We start from the raw sequence: 18,224 nt of genomic DNA, 5'->3' as shown, positions 1-18,224 counted from the left end.
AATCAGGATGATTAATGTTGATAAACGAGACTTGGAAGAGTTTTCGTCCGCTCTTTTAGTGGGGATTACCATTGGGGCGGGTTCGATTGCGATGATTTTCTCAAGTGACGCGAGCTTGTTAATTCAATGCCCATTCAAATGCACGAATGGAGACGTTGTTCTCAGCGGCAATGGCGAAGAGCCAAGCTCCAGTTTTTTGTTGATCGGATATTTGAACAAGAAGGTTAGAAAATCGGAATATATTGATGGAGTTTTCGCGTTGGAGTTTGAGACGGGAGAGGTCTTGACGGTAATTCCCAACCGAGATGGACTTGAGTCTTATGTGATCACGAATCGATTTGGTGTATTGCCAATAGCAGTTTTGTAAATTAAGACTGGCAGAAGATCGATGAAGTGCGCAGCAGTGGAACTATGGTTGACGCCCGAAGGGGCCGCTGTGGAGATGGTGGTCATGACTTGGGCGACCTGGGGAGCGGCTTCAGATGCGGCTGCGAGCGATGCAGTGCAACCATCTGGGATGGTTGCGGTGGGCGAAGGTGGATTAGTAGCGGCCGGGGGGCCTGGACCCGAACAACCTGCAAAAGCGCCTGGGCGACGGCTTCTACGAGCAGCGCCTGATCCGCGAACAGATCGCCCAGCTCACCGGCAACCGGTTCCTGGACGGCTACTCGGACGACCAGAGCGAGTACCTCGCGCTGATGGACGCGGGGGCGACCTTCGCGAAGGAATATCACCTCACCCCCGGCATCGCGCTCACGCCCGAGCAGATGGCGCAGCTCACGAGCGACATCGTCTGGATGGTCAGCCAGACCGTGACCTTGCCCGACGGCAGCACGCAGCAGGTGCTGGTGCCCCAGGTGTACGTGCGGGTGCAGCCCGGGGACATCGACGGGCACGGGGCGCTGCTGTCGGCCGAGCGGGTCAAGATCGACACCCAGCCCGGTGCGGGCGCCGTCACCAACAGCGGCACCATCGCCGGACGCTCGCTGGTGTCGATCACGGCCGATGACATCCGGAACGTCGACGGCGGGCGCATCACGGGTGGCGCCGTGGGCCTCACGGCGCGCAATGACCTGGACAACATCGGCGCGACGATCGATGCGCGCAAGTCCTTGAGCCTCGCGGCGGGCCATGACATCCATATCGCCAGTACCACGAGTGCGACCACACTCAATGGTGCGGTCAATGGGCAGGTCGTCGATCGGGTGGCCGGCGTCTATGTGAGCGATCCGAAGGCGACGCTCTCGATCAATGCCGGGAATGACCTGAACGTCACGGGCGCCAACATCGCCAACCGAGGCGCGGGCGGCATGACCACCCTGCACGCGGGCAACGACATCAATCTGGGCACCGTCACCGAGTCGAGCAGCTTCAGCTACGTGGCGCCCAACGGCAAGGGCTTCATTGCCTCCAGCCAGAGCCACGAGGTGGGCAGCACGATCGCCACCAACGGCACCACCCTCATCACCGCCGGCCAGGACATCAATGCGCGTCAGGCGAACGTGAACTCGGGAGAAGGCCTATTGATCGTCAACGCCGGACGTGACCTGAACATCGTCGACGGGCAGAGCACCCGCAGCACGGCCTTTGGCTACGAGTCCACCAAGAAAGGCACCCTCTCCAGCTCGACCACCAGCCTGGGCGCGAGTGAAGCCAGCAGCACCAGCGTGGGCAGCAGCTTCTCGGGCGGCTTGGTGTCGATGCACGCGGACAACAACGTCAACATCGTCGGCTCGCACATCAGCGGCACGCAGGGTGTGGGCATCACGGCCGGCAATGAACTGAATGTGGTCGAGGGGCGCAGCACCACGAGCAGCAGCGCCTACATCCATCGCAGCACCAGCGGGCTGATGAAGGACCCCTTCCTCACCAAGGACAGCGCTGGCGGCAATGGCATCGAACTGCGCACCGACAACGCCTCGGCCAGCAGCATCACCAGCAGCCAAGGCGGTGTTCTGCTCGAGGGCAACAACAGCGTGTACCTGCGCGGCGCCGAGGTCTCCGCGGCCAAGGATGTCAACATCAAGGGTGGCGACGTGACCATCGTCGCGGCGACCAACGAAGCCGGCCTCACACTCAGCGAGGATCGCAAAGGGGGAAGTGTCAGCGCGGTTGCGCTGCATCCGCCCGGGCACGGCTTCGGCGCCAAGAGCCAGGACACCTACGATGCGCAGGCCACCTCGCTGGCGCGCTCCAGCCTGCAGGGCGCCAACATCAACATTACGGCCGAGGATGCAAACGGCGTGCGCGGTGCCGTGACCATCGCGGGCACCACCATCAGCACCCCCGGCACGCTCAAGCTCGAAGGCGACAGCGTCAACCTCGCGCTGCAATCCACCGACCTGACCATGACCCAGAAGGGCAGCGGCAAGGATTTGATGTGGCAGCGCACGTCCGACTCGGGGACAAGCAAGGAGACGCTGAACTACAACCAGATCAACGCCGGCGGGCTGCAGGTGAATGCCAACCGCGTGACGGTCGGCATGAACGCCAGGGACAGCCTGGAGGCGCTGGCGCAGCAGCCGGGGATGGGCTGGGTGCAGCAGATCAACAGCGATCCGAACCTGCAAGGGAAGGTCGACTGGCAGAAGCTCGATGAAGCGAACCGGCAGTGGAACTACGGCAAGCAGGGGTTGACGCCTGAGGGCGCGGCCGTGGTGATGGCGGTCGTGACCTGGGCGACCTGGGGCACGGCCTCGGGACTCGGGGCGAGCGCTGGCAGTGCCGTGGGCGGTGGCACGACAGGCATGGTCGTGAGCGGAGCGGTGACGGCGGGCGTGTCGGCCCTGGCGGGGCAGGCGTCGGTGGCGCTGATCAACAACCAAGGCGACATCGGCGCGGCGTTGCACGACCTGGGTAGCAGTTCCAACGTGAAGAATCTGCTGACGGCCATCGTGACGGGTGGCGTGCTCGGCGGCTTGAACATGAATCCGACGGGGCTGCCGACAGTGAGCGGTGGCGCGCAGCCGTTCATCGAACAACTGGGGCAGAACCTGACGGCCGGTGCGGCCAAGGCAGTGATCAGCACCGCCATCAATGGCGGGAGCCTTGAAAGTGCCTTGAGCGAAGGGTTGAAGAACGCCTTCCTTGACACCGTTGCAGCACAAGGTGCGTTCGGGATCGGCAGCAACATCCAGCCGGGCAGCGTCGCGAACATGCTGGCGCAGGCGCATGCCATTGCGGGATGTGCGGTGGGAGCCGCACGCACGGATGGCAGCTGCGGTGCGGGCGCCTTGGGTGCAGCCATTGGCGAACTCGCAGCCAGCCTGTACGACCCCGGGGCGCTGAACACGCAGGGCGACACGGTCCAGTTCGCCGCCATGATGAGCAGCATCGCCGGCGCGGTTGCCGGACTGGATGCGGCAGACATCAACCTCGCGAGTCAGGCCGGGGCCAATGCGGCGGCCAACAACTGGTTGGCGACTCAGCAGAAGGCCCAGTTCGAGGCGGAGAAGGCCGCGGCCAAGACGCCCCTGGATCAACTCAAGGTTCTAGCCAAGTGGGGCGCGACGAGCTTTGCTCAGGATGAGTTGACCAAGATGGGCGTCGGCCTTGGATTGGTGCAATCCGGGATCAGCGACGTCAAGGGGTTGTTGGACTTCCTCTCAGACCCGGTCGCTGGTCTCAATGGTCTGCGCCAACTCATCAGCGACGACAACATGCGCCAGAAGCTTGGCGACAGCCTGTTCGGCGAACTGGACGCGAAGATCAGTCGCATGCAGACCGCGCTGGACGTGGGTGGCGCGCAAAACTCGGTGCAGCTTGGTCAGGACCTGGGCAGTCTGATCTATCAGGTCGGCGCGGTGGTCGGCGGCGTGGGAGCCGCCGCAAAGGTGGGCGTCGCTGTCGTGGATGCGGCCACCAGCCTCGGGGCGAAGTCGTTGGGGAGTGTGGCGGTTAGAGCGGCGACTGGGGCAGATAGCGCTGTAAACGTTGTCAATGGATTGAATCTCAACAAGTCACTAGCGAGTCAGCAGCAGCTTTCGGAGCTACTTTCTGGGAACGGCATCAACATCGCAGGCAATGGGACAAGTGTTCCTCTGCGAGATGCCTCCCGTTTGGTGGCGGAATACGGAGGGCAAGCGAGCGACTGGAGTAAGGTAAGCAGTGCAAGCTACACAGCGGCCGATGGTTTGAAATTCGAGATTCATGCATATCGGAACGCGATAACCGGCCAAGTTGTAGAGCCCAAATCGATTCCCTTGAGATGAGCGAGTTGCGCGCAATGAATGAATACCAGACCTTGGAACGTCGCCGCCTGGTGACGATAGTGCGGGCTATGCTGAGTGGCGAGCTCCCGTTCTTGGAGGGAGCGGAGCAGGTGCTGGGCATCAAGAGTCAGTTGGTTGGAGTTGCTGATCGCGATCCTGACTTTGATGTCTTCGTGGTGATTCGGTCAGAAACCGATCACTTTCCTCTTGAGAATCAGCGCCACCTATGGGCTCCGGAGGCCCTTGCACGGCTGGAGCCCGAAATGAAGAGTGCAGAGAAGTGGGCGAGTTCGTTCGCTCCACAAGCGTGCAGAAATCTCATTGATCGATTTGGCTGTTGACTCTGCAGTGTCGATGGCGGGCGGTGCGCACGGCCACGCCGAGCACCCTGCCCACCGCGAGCCTCTTCCGAACCCACCCGAGAGCACCAGCCGCTACCTGATCGAGACCGACCCGCGGTTCACCAACTACGGCCAGTGGATCGGCAGCGACTACCTCTTCAGCCAGCTCGGCCTGGACCCCAGCAACCTGCAAAAGCGCCTGGGCGACGCCTTCTACGAACAGCGCCTGATCCGCGGCAGATCGCCCAGCGCACCGGCAACCGCTTCCTCGCCGGCTACTCGGACGACCAGAGCGAGACATCGCGCTGATGGACGCCGGAGCCACCTTCGCGAAGGAATACCACCTGACCCCCGGCATCGCACTCACCCCCGAGCAGATGGCGCAGCTCACGAGCGACATCGTCTGGATGGTCAGCCAGACGGTGACCTTGCCCGATGGCAGCACCCAGCAGGTGCTGGTGCCCCAGGTCTAGGTGCGGGTGCAGCCCGGAGTTCTCGTACACGCTCTTCTCAAATAGAAACGATATGGAAATAGAAATTTCGCAACCGCTGTGGTCCACTACAAGGAAGAATATCGACGCAAGCACTGTGCCATCGAGTTTCGAAGGCAAAATATCGAAGGATGTCCTCGCCAGCATCAAAGAAAGTTTTTTGCAATTTCCCAAATGGTGGTAACGACATGATGAAGTTGAAACTCGGTGTGACAGCCGGGCGCTGCAGAGGCGAAAATAACCGTCAGGCTGAGGGTGAATATGGGGATAATGGCGAGTGAATGGGCGGCGCCTGATTAATCCGGCGAACTCTGGTTTTGGCAGTGAGAACGCCGAAGCGGCCTCTTAAGCGTGCGGTATTCAGTTGACCGATCAAATGCAAAATGAGCTTGGTGCTGAATTTATTGTTTCGGTCAAGGTCCGACTTGCAATAGAGTGTCCCGACGCCATCAACGGCATCGAACTGCAACGCGGCCAGCAGCATCGCCAATAGAAAGAAATACCAAACATAACTTGTACGTGCGGTCATCAGATTAGGCATGGCGAAATCCCATGTCGTGATCGGCTGCTGCTGATTTCTGATGAGGCCTATGATCAGTTTTGGGGCTCCGTAGACGCGGAGGAAATCTATCGCGCGATGCTGCCGGTGCGCAAGTGCCCTAACTGCGGACGTTTGTGGGTGTTTTGGGCGGGATTCGCAAGGCCCGCCTCCGTGTATAAGCCGGATTAGCATGCTGCTGAAATACCCCCTTCCGAAGCGAGCCATCCAGGAATTAATTGCCGCAGCCTGAACTTCCGGTACAACTCGACTGGCGGCAGATATCCCTGAAAAAAGGTGAGTGCTATGAGAGAAAACGACACGTTTGTGTTGCCGAAGCCCGTTGAAGCAACGGTGATTGGAGAGCGCCGAACTGTTGCGCTGCCTGTCGGGACTGTTGTGAAAGTGGTATTGGTCTTTGGTGACCCCAACTCGCCCGCAGCCTATGAAGTAGAGGCCTTCTTACCGAAGGACGATATCTATGCGTTGGCAACTATTGAGACTCGTGATGGTGGGTAAATTTTGATGTGGCAAACAATGCAGTGGCTGCGTCGCGCCGATACACCGGCGATCCTGAGGTATCTGGAAGCTCGATGGCCGTCCGTTGAATTAGGTGTCCTAGTCAATTTTCAATCGACATGCGAAGCGAAGTACGCAATGGCTGGACCGTCGAGTTCAGGAGGAACATTCACATGTATTGCCACAGCCTCAAGATGGCCAAAGCTGGTCGGAAATATGACATTCCGTGTGAAGACTCTCCGATGGGTTTCGTTGCGATATGGCCTTACGAACTGAATCTGGAGGACTCTGTTTTTCAAGACTTGCTCGTGGGATTACGGGCATGGGCAACTCTCTCGGGCATCAAGTACAAGCTCTATACATCTAAGGACGACTGCGAGACGAATGAGAACGGTCTCTAAGGATGCCTAACAATTCGCTGCCGTCGATGGTCTTAATGACGTTGACGGGCTTTCGCCACCTAAGGTCGGGGCAAGCCGGCGTTCCACAAACACAAAGCCCCTCCGAGGAGGGGCTTTTGCATGTACCTTGCGGGGCTCAATCAATCCGCATAAACGCCCGCAGCCTTGATGATCGGACTCCACTTCGCAATCTCCGCCGCCACGAACTTCTTGTGCCCCTCGGGCTCGATGCGGCCGTCATTAGCGACCACGGCGCCCAGGCTTTCCTGCCGCTTGATGAACTCGGGGTCCTTCAGGGCCAGCTTCAGCGCATCGTTGAGCTTCTTGGTGACGGCCGGCGGCGTGCCCTTGGGCGCATAGAGGCCGTGCCAGATGGTGACCTGGAAGTCCTTCAGGCCGGCTTCCTGCAGGGTGGGAAGGTTCTTCAGCAGCGGGGTGGTGAGCCGCTTGGGCGTGGTCACGGCGAAGGCCTTCACCTTCTTGCCCTCGATGTGCGGCGAGGTGTTGGTGGTCTGGTCGCACAGCAGGTCGATCTGGCCGCCCATCAGGTCGGTGATGGCCGGCGCGGTGCCCTTGTACGGCACGGGCGTCATCTCGGTCTTGGTGGCGCTCTGGAAGAGCAGGCCGCACAGGTGCGAGGCCGAGCCCACGCCCGCGTTGCCGAGGTTGATCTTGCCCTTGTTGGCCGCCATCCAGGCGGACAGCTCCTTGTAGTTGTTGGCCGGCAGGTTGGGCCGCGAGATCAGCGTCATCGGCACGTCGTTGACGATGCCGAGGTATTCGAAGTCGGTCTCGACCTTGAAGGGCACGTTGCGCACCAGCGTCGGGATGGTGGACATGCCGATGTGGTTGAGCAGCAGCGTGTAGCCGTCCGGTGCCGCGCGCGCCACCTTGGCGGCGCCGATCGAGCTGCCGGCGCCCGGCACGTTGTCGACCACGATGGTTGCGCCGCCCAGCGGCTTGCGCAGCGCCTCGGCGAGGTCGCGGGCCACGCGGTCGGTCGGGCCGCCGGCAGCGAAGGGGACCACCACGGTGATGGTCTTGGAACCAGGGAAGTCCTGGGCATGGACGCCAGCGACTGCCGCGGCGATCGCCACGAGGGCGAACAATTTCTTCATGGTCTCTCCGGATACGGATGGGGAAGCAGTTGGACCGCCGATCTTATCGGCTGACCCGACGCTGACTCATCCCGGTGTCCCCCTACGCGCCGGCAGGGTCACTCGCCCTTGAGGATGGTCTCGCCCCGCAGCGGGCCCATGTCGCGGATGTTGAAGCGGTGCCGCTTCCAGCCGCCCACGGTGCGGCGCCAGTTCACGACCGAGATGAAGTAGTACAGCACCTTGAACATGAAGAGCGACCGCCGGTAGGCCGGCCCGTGGTGGATGTCGGCCGCCAGCAGCGACATCAGCCCCTGCTTGGCGTTGAAGACATTGTTCGGGTGCATGAACATGTCGCGGATCGTCGGGTTGGTCACCCGGTAGATGAACCACGAGTAGTCGCGCGGGCCGACGCGCATGCGCTTTTCGAGCGCCTTGCGCGCCGCGGGCAGCTCGGCCGGGCGGTCGAGCGCGGTCTCCACCAGCTTCGCGCCGTCGAACGCGCTCTGCATCGCGAGGAACACGCCCGAGGAGAACATCGGATCGATGAAGGTGAAGGCGTCGCCCACCATCAGGTAGCGCTCGCCGGTGGCGTGCGTGCTGGAGTAGGAGAAATTGCCGGTGGCGTGCACCATGTCGTCCACCAGCGTGGCGTCCTTGAGCCGGTCGTGCAGCTCGGGGCACATCGCGATGGTGTCGAAGAAGTAGTCCTTGAGCGGCTTGTCGCGCGCCTTCAGGTAGTAGGCCCAGCACACCGCGCCCACGCTGGTGGTGCCGTCGGCGAGCGGGATGAACCAGAACCAGCCGTGCTCGAACCAGCAGATGCTGATGTTGCCCTCGCGCTTGCCTTCGAGCCGGCGCGCGTTGCGGAAGTGGCCGAAGAGCGCGGTGCTGTTGTGCTCGGGGTTCTTCTGCTTGCTCTTGAGCTTGTTGGCGAGCACCGTGTCGCGCCCGCTCGCATCGACCACGAAGCGCGTGCGCCAGCTGCGCCTCGTGCCGTCCTCCAACGTAGCCTGCACCGTCGCGCCGCTGTCGTCGAAATCCACCTGCCGGACCTGGGCGCCTTCGAGCGTCACGGCGCCCTGCCGGGCCGCGTTGCGGAACAGCAGCTCGTCGAGCTCCGAGCGCCGCACCTGCCAGGCCGAATCCTTGCGCGGGTCCCAGCCTTCGGAGAAGTCGACATAGCTGCGGTAGTCGAGGTCCGGCGGCACGAACTCGATGCCGAACTTGGGCATGCCGATCCGGTCGACCTCCTCGCGCACGCCGAGCTTCTCGAACAGCTCGACGTTGCCGGGCAGCAGCGATTCGCCGATGTGGAATCGCGGGTGATGGTCCTTTTCGAGCATCACGACGCGGCGGCCCTGTCGCGCCAGCAGCGTGGACACCGTCGAGCCCGCGGGACCGCCGCCGATCACGAGCACGTCGCAGTCTGGCTGGCTTGCTTGCATGGTCTTCCCTTTCCTGGTTCGCAGTTGAAATCGTTGAAATGACGCGGGTGCGGATTGTGCCGCCGACCCGCGGGCGCTCAGTGGTGGCCGGCCGCGCGCTCGACCGGATCGCGCGAGCGCCTGTCGATCAGCGTCAGCAAGGGGCCGGTCGATGCGGTGGTGACCAGCGCCATCACCAACAGCATGGTGAACAGCTCCGCGCCGATCAGCCCGGTGTCGAGGCCCACCTTGATGACGATGAGCTCCATGAGCCCGCGCGAATTCATGAGGCAGCCGGTCGAGAGGCTTTCGCGCCAGCCGTAGCCGCAGACCCGCGCACCCGCCGCGCCCCCCGCGAGCTTGCCGACCATCGCGGTCAAGAGGATCAGGCCCATTGCACCGAGGCCCGCATTCGCGAACGCGCCGGGCGTGGTCCCCAGGCCTGCGAGCGCGAAGAAGATCGGCATCAGCACCACGACCGAAAGCGGCTCGATGCGGGCTTCCAGCGCAGCGAGCAGCCGGTCGTCGCGCGGCAGGCAGGCGCCGAACAGGAATGCGCCGAACACCGCGTGCAGGTGCAGCCATTCGGTCAGCATCGCGCACGAGAAGAGGCCGATCATCAGCCCCGCCAGCGCGAGCGGCGAGGGCACGCCGCCGGGCGCGTGAACGCGCAGCAGCCACGCGACCAGCGGCTTGACGACGAGGAACACGGCGGCGACCAGCACCGCGAGGCCCGCGCTGATCCTGAAGAAGCCCTGCAGGCCGGCCGCCGAACTGGCGAGCGCTACCACCAGCGCGAGCAGCACCCAAGCGACCGCGTCCACCACCCCGGCCGCGCTCAGCGCGAGCTGGCCGACGCGGGTGCGGGTCATGCCGCGGTCCTTGAGGATGCGCGCGAGCACCGGAAGGCGGCGATCGACAGCGCCACGCCGAGGAACAGCGCGAAGGGCCAGAAGGCCACGCCGGCAGGCGCGAGCGCGGGATGCAGCACCGGCGCGATCGCGAGCCCGAGCAGCATCGGCAGCGCCATGCTCGACAGCCCCACCCAGCCCGCCGCCCGCAGTTGCGCGCCCATGCCGCCGGGCGAGCGCAGCTCGGCCCCGACGATGAACATGAACAGCACGACCCCGATCATCGCCAGCGACGACAGGCCCGGCAGCGACGCCGCGGGAAACAGTTGCGCATGCCCCTCTGGAAACATCGCGCCGAACACGGCCGGACCGAGCAGCATGCCGGCCGCCATCTCCCCGATCACCATCGGCTGGCCGAAGGCGCGCAGCAGCTGCCCAGAGAGGCGGGCGACGATCAGGATCACGGTGAGTTGCAGGAGCAGCAGGGCCAGCGGCATGACGGGGAGGGCTTCGGTCGGTCGGCGGAAGAAGCACGCATTTTCGGCGATCGGTTTTTTCCGCGCCGCGTGCAAGAATCACTGCCTTGCCGGATGCCCCGAATCGAGCGATGACCGAAAGCCGTGGACCGATAGCGACCGCCATCGAGTTGCTGCGCGAGGCCCGGCGCATCGTGGTCTTCTCGGGGGCGGGGCTGTCGAAGGCCTCCGGCATCCCGACCTACCGCGATGCCGACGGTCTCTGGATGAACCAGAACGCGCTTCGGTATTCGCATGCGGACGACCTCGAGCGCGATCCGGCGGGGTTCTCCAGGTTCTGGGCAGAGCGGCTCGCGGTGGTCGAAAGCGCGCGCCCCAATCCCGGCCATCTGGCGCTGGCCCAATTGCAGCGGCTGCGTCCGGCGACACGGCTCATCACGCAGAACGTCGACGGGCTGCTCGGCATCGCGGGCTGCCAGGACGTGCTCGAACTCCACGGCTCGCTGCGGCGCTGGCGCTGCGACCACTGCGGCAACCGCCGCGGCCCGTGGCTGCTCAACCGCTGCAAGCGCTGCGGCTCGCGCGCGCGGCCCGACGTCGTGATGTTCGGCGAGATGCTCAACCAGGGCGTGCTGCTGGATGCCAGCACGGCCGCGCAGGACTGTGACGTCTTCATCGTGGTCGGCAGCACTGCGGTCGTCTATCCGGCGGCCGACCTGCCGCTCGCGGCGCTGTCGGCGGGCGGCCAGCTCATCACGCTCAACATCGAGCCCCTGCACCTCGACGATTCCGCCAGCGCCGTATTGCGCGGTGCGGCCGAGGAGCTGCTGCCGCGGCTGGTCGCGGGGCTCGGCCATTCGGGCGCAGGATCCTGAAAGTAGAACTCCTGTCGTAATCCTGGCATCGCCGACGCTGCATTGGCTTGTGAGGGCCGTGCGGGCCGCGCAGAATGGATGCGCTTGCCATCCCGGAGGACGAAAGCATGAAGACAGTGGCTGAAATTCTCAAGGCCAAGGGTAGCTCGGCGGTGTACGCGCTCGCGCCGTCCGCGACGGTCTTCGAAGCCGTCAAGCTGATGGCCGAAAAAAACGTCGGCGCGCTGCTGGTCATGGAGGGAGAACGCATCGTCGGCGTCGTGACCGAGCGCGACTACGCGCGCAAGGTCGTGCTGCTGGCGCGTTCCTCCAAGGACACGCTGTTGCGCGACGTGATGACGAGTGCCGTGATCTACGTGCGGCCGAGCCAGACCAGCGAGGAATGCATGGCGCTGATGACCGAAAGCCGGGTGCGGCACCTGCCGGTGCTGGACGACGGCCGGCTGGTCGGGCTGATCTCGATCGGCGACATCGTCAAGGGCATCATCTCGGAGCAGAACTTCATCATCGAGCAGCTCCAGCACTACATCTCAGGAGACCGCAGCTGATCCGGCCGCGCCCTGCATGCCTCTTTCGCCCGAAGAACTCGAACGCATCGAATCCCTGACGCTGGCGCACTACGACGGGCAGGCCGACGATTTCTGGGTCGCCACGCGCCGCCATGACGTGAGCCAGAACATCGCGGCCTTGCTCGATCACATCGAGGCGCCGCCGCCTTTCACCCTGCTCGATTTCGGCTGCGGCCCGGGCCGCGACCTGAAGACCTTCTCGCGGCTCGGCCATGTGGCGATCGGCCTCGAAGGCGCGCCGCACTTCGCGCAGATGGCGCGCGCCCACAGCGGCTGCGAGGTCTGGCTGCAGAACTTCCTGTCGCTGGACCTGCCGTCCGAGCGCTTCGACGGCATCTTTGCCAATGCGTCGCTGTTCCACGTGCCGCAGCAGGAACTGCCGCGCGTGCTCGGCGAACTGCGGGCCTCGCTGAAGCCGGGCGGCGTGCTGTTTTGCTCCAATCCGCGCGGGGAGGGGGAGGAGGGCTGGCGCGGCCAGCGCTATGGCGCCTTCCACGACCTTGCGGGCTGGCGGGCGTTGATGACTTGCGCCGGCTTCGACGAGCTCGACCACTATTACCGCCCGACCGGGCTGCCGTTCGAGCAGCAGCCGTGGCTTGCGAGCGTGTGGCGCAAGCCCTAACGCGTGAGCAGCTGGCGCAGGCGATCGCGCAGCGCGACGATGGACTGGCTGGTCTCGGCGGCGGCATCATCCCATTGCCGATAGGTCGTCCGTTCGCGCTCGAGGCAGTGGCGCAGCGCGGCGAGGTTGCGTTCGTTGTAGGCCCAGACGCCCTGCACCACGAAATTGCCCGGCGTCTCGGAATCCGGGCGCGGCGAAACCGCCACCCCCTCGGCGCCGATCGCCTGCAGCAGCGCGGAACGCGCGAGGGCGATCTGCATGCCGTCGCCATGCATTTCGATCTCGCGGCTCAGCAGGTAGCTCACCGCCTGCAGCCCCTGGAACTGCTCGGCGAGGAAGGTGGTGACCTCGAGCAGCACGAGGGGGCCGAAATTCCGCTTTTCCTTCTTCACGAAGGCCGAAGGCAGGAAGCGCTGGATCAGCACTTCGGTGCCGTCGCGGCTCACGGTGACGGGATCGAGCGTGCCCAGGAAGGTCCCGCGGTCATGGACTTCCATGGGCTCGCCGAGCCGGAAGTGGCGACCGTCCTGTCCGGTGATCTGCAGTTTCTCGAATGCCATGTCTCTCGCGCCGTGCAGCGTCTGCTTGTTTGCGCGTTCGAGGATGCCATGGCAAGGCGGACCGGTCGGGCCGGCGCGGGTGCACGGCCCGCCGCCACCGTCAAGACCGCACGAAAAGGGCCTGAAAGTTGCGGGGGACTGTTGCGATCCGTGATCAGCTTGCCATCAGATCGTCGAGCAGCCGGTAGTCCGGCAAGGTGGTGTCGATGGCCCGGCCCGAGCGAACGACCGTGCGGTCGAACTGCGTGCGCGACAGCATCTCGGAGTAGTTGCGCGCCTTGAGCACGAGGAAGTCCGCGCGGGCGCCCGCCTTCAGCACGCCCCGGTCGATACCCATGATCGCGGCCGGCGTCTCGGTGGCGGCGCGGATCCAGTCGCCGAGCGGATGGTCCAGGTGCAGGATCTTCACCGCCTGCGTGAAGGTGTCGAGCATGTCGTGGTCGCCCCAGGCGTAGAAGGGATCGCGGCAGTTGTCGCCCGCCACCGCCACGCGCAGGCCGTGGGCCTTCATCTCGTGCAGCAGGGTCACGCCGCGCCAGCGCGGGGTGCGACCGGCCGGGCTGCGGTCCTGCAGGTACATGTTGACCGTCGGCAGGCTCACGATGTCGATGCCGGCATCCCGGCACGCATCGAGCGTTTCCAGGATGAATTCGTCGGTCTGCAGCGCGAGCGAGGTGCAGTGGCCGCAGAGGATGCGGCCCGCGAAGTCCTCGGCGACCGCGGTCCGCGCGACGCGGATCAGCGCACGCGCGCGCGGATCGGTCGATTCGTCCACGTGCAGGTCGAGGTCGAGCCCGCGCTCCGCCGCGAGGCGGAATACGCGCACCAGCGCCTCGTCCATGTCCGGCGGCATCGTCTCGCCCGGGAAGCGGCCCGAGCGCGTGACGCAGCCGAGCCGGCCGCCGCTCTCGGCCACGATGTCGGCGAGCTGGCGGCCCTCGTCCCCGAGGAAGATGTCGAGCGGCGCGATCGACGACACCTGCAGCTCGATGCGCCCCGCCCAGCGCTCGCGCACTTCGCGAAACACCGGGAACGAGATCGACGCCTGCGGCGCCAGCGAATCCAGGTGCGTGCGGATCGCGACCACGCCCTTGGCGTAGGCGGTCGAAAGGCCGAATTCCATGCGGCGGCGCACGTCGTCCGCATTCCAGCGCGCGGTGCGGTCGCGCATCGTGGCGGCCGACGCGCCGGCGCCGTCGCCGGTCGGGTTGGCCTGGCGCGGCCAGATGTGGCCCTTGTCGAGATGCGTGTGGCAATCGACCATGCCCGGCAGCAGCATCGATGCGTCGAGGTCCGGGCCGAGTTCCGCGGGCATGCGGCCCGCGGCATCGATGGCGGCGATGCGCCCGTCGTCCACCAGCAGGTCGATGGCGAGCAGGTCGCCGGCCGCATCACCCGGCAGTTCGGCCTGAACGATGCAGCGGGGCGCCCGCAGGTTGCGCAGGGCGTAGCGGGAGACGGCCGGCGGCTGGAAGAACGCGTGGGTCATCGGTAGCGTGCCGCAAGGACCATGCCCGCACCCCCGCGCTCAGTGCGCCGTGCGGTCGTTGAGGATGCGCATCACGATCGGCTTCAGGACCTGGCTGCCTGCCGCGTGATCGTCCGCGGCCGGTGCCTGGCGGTCGGTGAGGTTGCCGACGAAGATGTAGTGCTCGCCGCTGCCTTCGACGAAGCCGACGAACCAGCCGTCGCGCAGCTTGCCCGGCGCCCGGTCGGTGGCGCGCATGCGGTGGCGCCCCGCGCCGGTCTTGCCGTAGATGTCGGCGCCGTTCTCGAGCTTGCCGAGCGCCATGTTCTGGCGGGTCTGGTCGATGGCCTCGCGCGAGACCGGGAGCTGGTGCGCTTCCATCGCCTTCAGGAATTCGAGCTGCTCGTAGGCCGAGATCTGCAGGCTGCTGCTCAGCCAGGCATTGGTCAGGCCGTTGTTCTTGCCGATGTCGCCCGTGAAGTCGAGATTGCCGTACCTGAAGTCGTCGAGGTACTTGCCGATGCGCGCATAGCCCAGCGAAGGCGCGACGTCCTGCGACACCCACACCACCGAATCCTGCAGCCAGCTTCGCGGCGTCTGGTCGCGGTTGAGTTCGGACCGCTCGTATTTCTGGCCGTTCCATTTGAAGACGGTCTGCGGCTCGATGAGCTTCTCGTTGAAGGCCATCAGCGACAGCGGCACCTTGAAGGTCGAGTCGGGCGCGATGCGCTGCTTGCAGCGGCCGCCGGGGTTGTATTCGGCGACGAGCTTCTTCGCGTTCACGTCGTAGAGCAGGAAACAGGCGTCGAAGCCCTTGAAGCTTTCGTTGAAGGAGGGCGCTTCCGTGGCAGCCGTGGTGCCCGTCCACGGGCCGATCAGCGCGGCCACGAGGGCAAGGGAGGAAATGCGGAGAGTCTTCTTGATGTTCATGTTGGCGGCCTGGGGCCTCGGGTCCGGCGCTTCCGGCGGGATGCGCTCAGGGATAATTCTCGCCGACCGAGCGAGGATCCAAATTGAGCACCGATAACGCTTTTTCCGAACTGGGACTGGGCTCCGACGCCACCGAGCGTGAAGTCAAGGCCGCCTGGCGGCGCCTCGTGTCGCAGTGGCACCCGGATCGCAACACCAGCGCCGACGCGGTGGCGCGCATGCAACGCATCAACCGGGCCTTCGAGGAAATCCGCAATGCGGGATTCCGCGCGCGGCCCGAAACGCCGGCGGCCGACGAAGGCCGCGCCGACGAGGCGGATGCGCCGGATCGCGACGCGGCCCGGCACGATGCCGAGGAAGAATCCGTTCAGCCTCGCCGCCGCCCGATCCAGCGAAAAGTCAAGCTTTCCCTCGAGGAAGCCGCAGCAGGTTGTATCAAGGCGTTGCGCGGCCGCATGACGATGGCCTGCGCCACCTGCGACGGCGCCGGGCACCAGGTGCTCGGCGGCAATTGCGCCCATTGCGGCGGATCGGGCGCGATCCCGAAGCGCAACTTCTTCGGCTGGCCCGGCGGCATGACCGAATGCGCCGCCTGCCACGGCGGCGGCATCGCGCAGCGCACCTGCCCCGACTGCAACGGCGCCGGCACGCACACGCGCACCTACCAGCTCAAGGTGCGCATTCCGCCGGGCGTGCGGCAGGGCGATCTGCTGCATGTGGACGGACGCCGCGCGCGCGGAAACCCGCCGCCGGCCGATCTCGAGATCCGCGTCGAACTGCTCGCGCACGAATTCTTCGAGCTCGACGAAGACGGCACGATCCGCTGCGAGGTCCCGGTCGACGGCTTCGCGTGGATCGCCCAGCGGACGATCGAGGTGCCCACGCTCGTGGGCCTGAAGCCGGTGGCGCTGCGTCGCGACCGCCTGAGCTACAGCCTGCCGGGGCTGGGCTTTCCGGCCACGCGGCGTGGTGCGAACGCAGACCACGTCGTCATCGTGAAGCCCATCTTTCCGGAAACATTGAGCGCCGAACAGGCGCATCTGCTCGACCATCTCATCGCGAGCGCGTCGGGTGCGGACGGCGAGCCCATCGACAAGCGGCTCGCCGCATGGAGCCGCCAGCAGCGCGCCTGGGAGCGCGGCGCAGGGCGCGCTTCGAGAGAACAGTGATCGAGAGGGGCACGTGCGCGCGGCACGATGCCCGTCACTTCCGTCCGCGGGCCTTGTCGTACTTGCGCCAGTATTGGAACTCGTCCTCGTGCACCTCGATGTCCAGCTCCATCACCCGGGCCTGAAGCCGCTCCTGCACGTCGGCCACCGCCTTGTTGTAGATCGCCGGGCCGATCTCTTCGAGGAAGAAGCCGAGCAGGGCGCCCGCGGCGATGTTGCCGATGGGTTCGTCCATGTTCTCGCGGAAGTAGCGCTCGATCGAAGCGATCGCCTCCTGGCGGGCTTCCTTGTTCAGCTCGATGGTCATGGTGGTGATGCCACCCGGTTGAGGGCGGGCTGCTCGTTGAAGATCCGCCCGGCATTCTGCCGGGCCGCGCCGCGTCAACGGTAGGAACGCAGATCCTCGATCACCTTGCCGTCATTGGGCAGGCTGCCTTGCGCGACGAACTCGACGCCGCCACGCAGCTTGGTCACTTCGCGGATCACCTCGCCGATACGCTCTGCGAGCCCTTCAGGCGCAGCAGGGCATTCGAGCTTCAGCGTCATGCGGTCGTTCGCCATCTCGCCTTCGACCACCAGCCGCGCGCGCTGCACTTGCGGAAAGCGCCGCGCGATCTCCGCGACCTGGCCCGGGTGGACGAACATGCCGCGCACCTTCGTCGTCTGGTCGGCGCGGCCGAGCCAGCCCTTGATGCGCGTGTTGGTGCGGCCCGTGGGGCATTGGCCCGGCAACACTGCCGAGAGATCGCCGGTGCCGAAGCGGACCAGCGGGTAGTCGGGGTTGAGCGTGGTGACGACGATCTCGCCGACCTCGCCTTCGGGCACCGGGTCGCCGGTGCCGGGACGCACGATCTCCACGATCACGCCTTCGTCGAGCACCAGCCCTTCGCGTGCGGAAGTTTCATACGCGATCAGCCCCAGGTCGGCGGTCGCGTAGCACTGCATGCCCGTCACGCCGCGCTCGGCGATCCAGTCGCGCAGGCTCGGCGGAAAGGCCTCGCCCGACACCAGCGCCTTGGTGAGCGAGGGCAGCGCGACGCCCTTTTCCGCCGCCTTCTCGATGATGATCTTCAGGAAGCTCGGCGTGCCTGCATAGCCTGCCGGCTTGAGGTCGACGATGGCCTCGACCTGCTGCTCGGTCTGCCCGGTGCCGCCCGCGAACACGGTGCAGCCGAGCGCGCGCGCACCGCTTTCCATGATCGATCCGGCGGGCGTCATGTGATAGCTGAAGCAGTTGTGCACCAGCTCGCCGCCGCGGAAGCCAGCCGCGTAGAGGGCGCGTGCTGTGCGCCAGTAGTCGCGCGCCTCGCCTTCGGGCTCGTAGATGGTGCCGGGACTCGCGAACACGCGCGTCATGCGCGAGCCGAAGCGGATCGCCGAGAAGCCGCCGAACGGGTCGCTCGCGCGGCGTTCCTTCTGCAAGGCCAGCAACTCCGACTTGCGCGTGACCGGCAGCTTTGCGAGCGCCTCGCGGCTCGTGATATCGGCCGGCTTCACGCCATCCAGCAATCGCGCGAACGCGGGTGCCGCCGTCTGCGCCTGCAAGATCTGCCTGGGCAGCGCCGCGAACAGATCGCGCTCGCGCTCCTTCGGGTCTCGCACTTCGAGTGCGTCGTAGTAGTCCGTCATGAACCGTTGCTCCCTTTCAATGCCGCACAGCTCAAGGCGGGAAACACCGC

At 65.2% G+C, this 18,224-nt stretch carries 19 protein-coding genes; 9 read left to right on the top strand and 10 right to left on the bottom strand.

Features of this window, described 5'->3' with window-relative positions; genetic code table 11:
- Positions 1-7 precede the first annotated feature (7 nt).
- From VAR608DRAFT_RS37065 to VAR608DRAFT_RS37060, 4 genes are all read left to right on the top strand, one after another.
- Positions 8-367: a hypothetical protein gene (locus VAR608DRAFT_RS37065; RefSeq protein ID WP_157730979.1), complete on the top strand. Its 360-nt coding sequence runs from the start codon at positions 8-10 to the stop codon at positions 365-367.
- Positions 368-767: 400 nt separating this feature from the next.
- Positions 768-4,211: a DUF637 domain-containing protein gene (locus tag VAR608DRAFT_RS14910; RefSeq protein WP_157730977.1), complete on the top strand. Its 3,444-nt coding sequence runs from the start codon at positions 768-770 to the stop codon at positions 4,209-4,211.
- Entirely contained in the window at positions 4,208-4,552 is a 345-nt protein-coding gene (locus VAR608DRAFT_RS14905) for a DUF2489 domain-containing protein (RefSeq protein WP_231973519.1), read from the top strand. Before VAR608DRAFT_RS14910 ends, VAR608DRAFT_RS14905 begins: the two co-directional genes overlap by 4 nt.
- A 308-nt stretch (positions 4,553-4,860) precedes the next feature.
- Positions 4,861-5,025, top strand: coding sequence for a hypothetical protein (locus VAR608DRAFT_RS37060; protein WP_157730975.1), 165 nt, complete (start codon positions 4,861-4,863; stop codon positions 5,023-5,025).
- Between the two features lie 262 nt (positions 5,026-5,287).
- Here the strand turns inward: VAR608DRAFT_RS37060 and VAR608DRAFT_RS37055 are convergent, their stop codons facing one another.
- Entirely contained in the window at positions 5,288-5,584 is a 297-nt protein-coding gene (locus VAR608DRAFT_RS37055) for a hypothetical protein (RefSeq protein WP_157730973.1), read from the bottom strand.
- A gap of 303 nt (positions 5,585-5,887) precedes the next feature.
- On the opposite strand from VAR608DRAFT_RS37055, the gene VAR608DRAFT_RS14900 reads away from it, so the two are divergent.
- Positions 5,888-6,100, top strand: a complete 213-nt coding sequence (locus VAR608DRAFT_RS14900) for a hypothetical protein (RefSeq protein WP_231973518.1) — start codon at positions 5,888-5,890, stop codon at positions 6,098-6,100.
- Between the two features lie 541 nt (positions 6,101-6,641).
- Here the strand turns inward: VAR608DRAFT_RS14900 and VAR608DRAFT_RS14890 are convergent.
- From VAR608DRAFT_RS14890 to VAR608DRAFT_RS38280, 4 genes are all read right to left on the bottom strand, one after another.
- Positions 6,642-7,619 (bottom strand): tripartite tricarboxylate transporter substrate-binding protein, encoded by a 978-nt coding sequence (locus VAR608DRAFT_RS14890; RefSeq protein WP_088954757.1) that lies wholly within the window; start codon positions 7,617-7,619, stop codon positions 6,642-6,644.
- A 98-nt stretch (positions 7,620-7,717) separates the two neighbouring features.
- Positions 7,718-9,046 (bottom strand): NAD(P)/FAD-dependent oxidoreductase, encoded by a 1,329-nt coding sequence (locus VAR608DRAFT_RS14885; RefSeq protein WP_088954756.1) that lies wholly within the window; start codon positions 9,044-9,046, stop codon positions 7,718-7,720.
- 77 nt (positions 9,047-9,123) lie between these two features.
- Positions 9,124-9,897 carry a cation:proton antiporter gene (locus VAR608DRAFT_RS14880; protein ID WP_269458557.1) on the bottom strand — a complete coding sequence of 258 codons (774 nt, stop codon included), beginning with the start codon at positions 9,895-9,897 and terminating at the stop codon, positions 9,124-9,126.
- Positions 9,894-10,373, bottom strand: coding sequence for a cation:proton antiporter domain-containing protein (locus VAR608DRAFT_RS38280; RefSeq protein WP_269458556.1), 480 nt, complete (start codon positions 10,371-10,373; stop codon positions 9,894-9,896). Before VAR608DRAFT_RS38280 ends, VAR608DRAFT_RS14880 begins: the two co-directional genes overlap by 4 nt.
- A gap of 110 nt (positions 10,374-10,483) precedes the next feature.
- On the opposite strand from VAR608DRAFT_RS38280, the gene VAR608DRAFT_RS14875 reads away from it, so the two are divergent.
- The 3 genes from VAR608DRAFT_RS14875 (at position 10,484) to VAR608DRAFT_RS14865 (ending at position 12,418) form a co-directional block, all read left to right on the top strand.
- The gene (locus VAR608DRAFT_RS14875) at positions 10,484-11,227 is read left to right on the top strand and encodes an SIR2 family NAD-dependent protein deacylase (protein ID WP_088954755.1); all 744 of its coding nucleotides are present in this window, start codon (positions 10,484-10,486) and stop codon (positions 11,225-11,227) included.
- 107 nt (positions 11,228-11,334) lie between these two features.
- Entirely contained in the window at positions 11,335-11,775 is a 441-nt protein-coding gene (locus tag VAR608DRAFT_RS14870) for a CBS domain-containing protein (protein ID WP_088958797.1), read from the top strand.
- Between the two features lie 16 nt (positions 11,776-11,791).
- A complete protein-coding gene (locus VAR608DRAFT_RS14865; RefSeq protein ID WP_088954754.1) occupies positions 11,792-12,418 on the top strand; it encodes a class I SAM-dependent methyltransferase in 627 nt (208 codons plus the stop codon).
- Here the strand turns inward: VAR608DRAFT_RS14865 and VAR608DRAFT_RS14860 are convergent.
- The 3 genes from VAR608DRAFT_RS14860 to VAR608DRAFT_RS14850 all read right to left on the bottom strand — a co-directional run bounded on the left by VAR608DRAFT_RS14860 (position 12,415) and on the right by VAR608DRAFT_RS14850 (position 15,376).
- Positions 12,415-12,978 carry a hypothetical protein gene (locus VAR608DRAFT_RS14860; RefSeq protein ID WP_088954753.1) on the bottom strand — a complete coding sequence of 188 codons (564 nt, stop codon included), beginning with the start codon at positions 12,976-12,978 and terminating at the stop codon, positions 12,415-12,417. The two genes, VAR608DRAFT_RS14865 and VAR608DRAFT_RS14860, sit on opposite strands and share 4 nt — an antisense overlap.
- A gap of 154 nt (positions 12,979-13,132) precedes the next feature.
- On the bottom strand, positions 13,133-14,467 hold the full coding sequence (locus VAR608DRAFT_RS14855) for a cytosine deaminase (RefSeq protein WP_088954752.1): 1,335 nt from the start codon (positions 14,465-14,467) through the stop codon (positions 13,133-13,135).
- Positions 14,468-14,506: 39 nt separating this feature from the next.
- On the bottom strand, positions 14,507-15,376 hold the full coding sequence (locus VAR608DRAFT_RS14850) for a class D beta-lactamase (protein ID WP_197700536.1): 870 nt from the start codon (positions 15,374-15,376) through the stop codon (positions 14,507-14,509).
- A gap of 83 nt (positions 15,377-15,459) precedes the next feature.
- Between VAR608DRAFT_RS14850 and VAR608DRAFT_RS14845 the strand changes: the two genes are divergently transcribed.
- On the top strand, positions 15,460-16,545 hold the full coding sequence (locus VAR608DRAFT_RS14845; RefSeq protein WP_088954751.1) for a DnaJ C-terminal domain-containing protein: 1,086 nt from the start codon (positions 15,460-15,462) through the stop codon (positions 16,543-16,545).
- 34 nt (positions 16,546-16,579) lie between these two features.
- Here the strand turns inward: VAR608DRAFT_RS14845 and VAR608DRAFT_RS14840 are convergent, their stop codons facing one another.
- Both VAR608DRAFT_RS14840 and VAR608DRAFT_RS14835 read right to left on the bottom strand, forming a co-directional pair.
- Positions 16,580-16,852: a DUF2164 domain-containing protein gene (locus VAR608DRAFT_RS14840; RefSeq protein ID WP_088954750.1), complete on the bottom strand. Its 273-nt coding sequence runs from the start codon at positions 16,850-16,852 to the stop codon at positions 16,580-16,582.
- Positions 16,853-16,926: 74 nt separating this feature from the next.
- Positions 16,927-18,174: a phenylacetate--CoA ligase family protein gene (locus VAR608DRAFT_RS14835; RefSeq protein ID WP_088954749.1), complete on the bottom strand. Its 1,248-nt coding sequence runs from the start codon at positions 18,172-18,174 to the stop codon at positions 16,927-16,929.
- Between the last annotated feature and the right edge of the window lie 50 nt (positions 18,175-18,224).

This window comes from Variovorax sp. HW608 (genome assembly GCF_900090195.1).
Lineage (GTDB): Bacteria > Pseudomonadota > Gammaproteobacteria > Burkholderiales > Burkholderiaceae_C > Variovorax.
The sequence above is the reverse complement of the archived record's forward strand: the minus strand, read 5'-3'. Positions and strand labels throughout refer to the sequence as shown.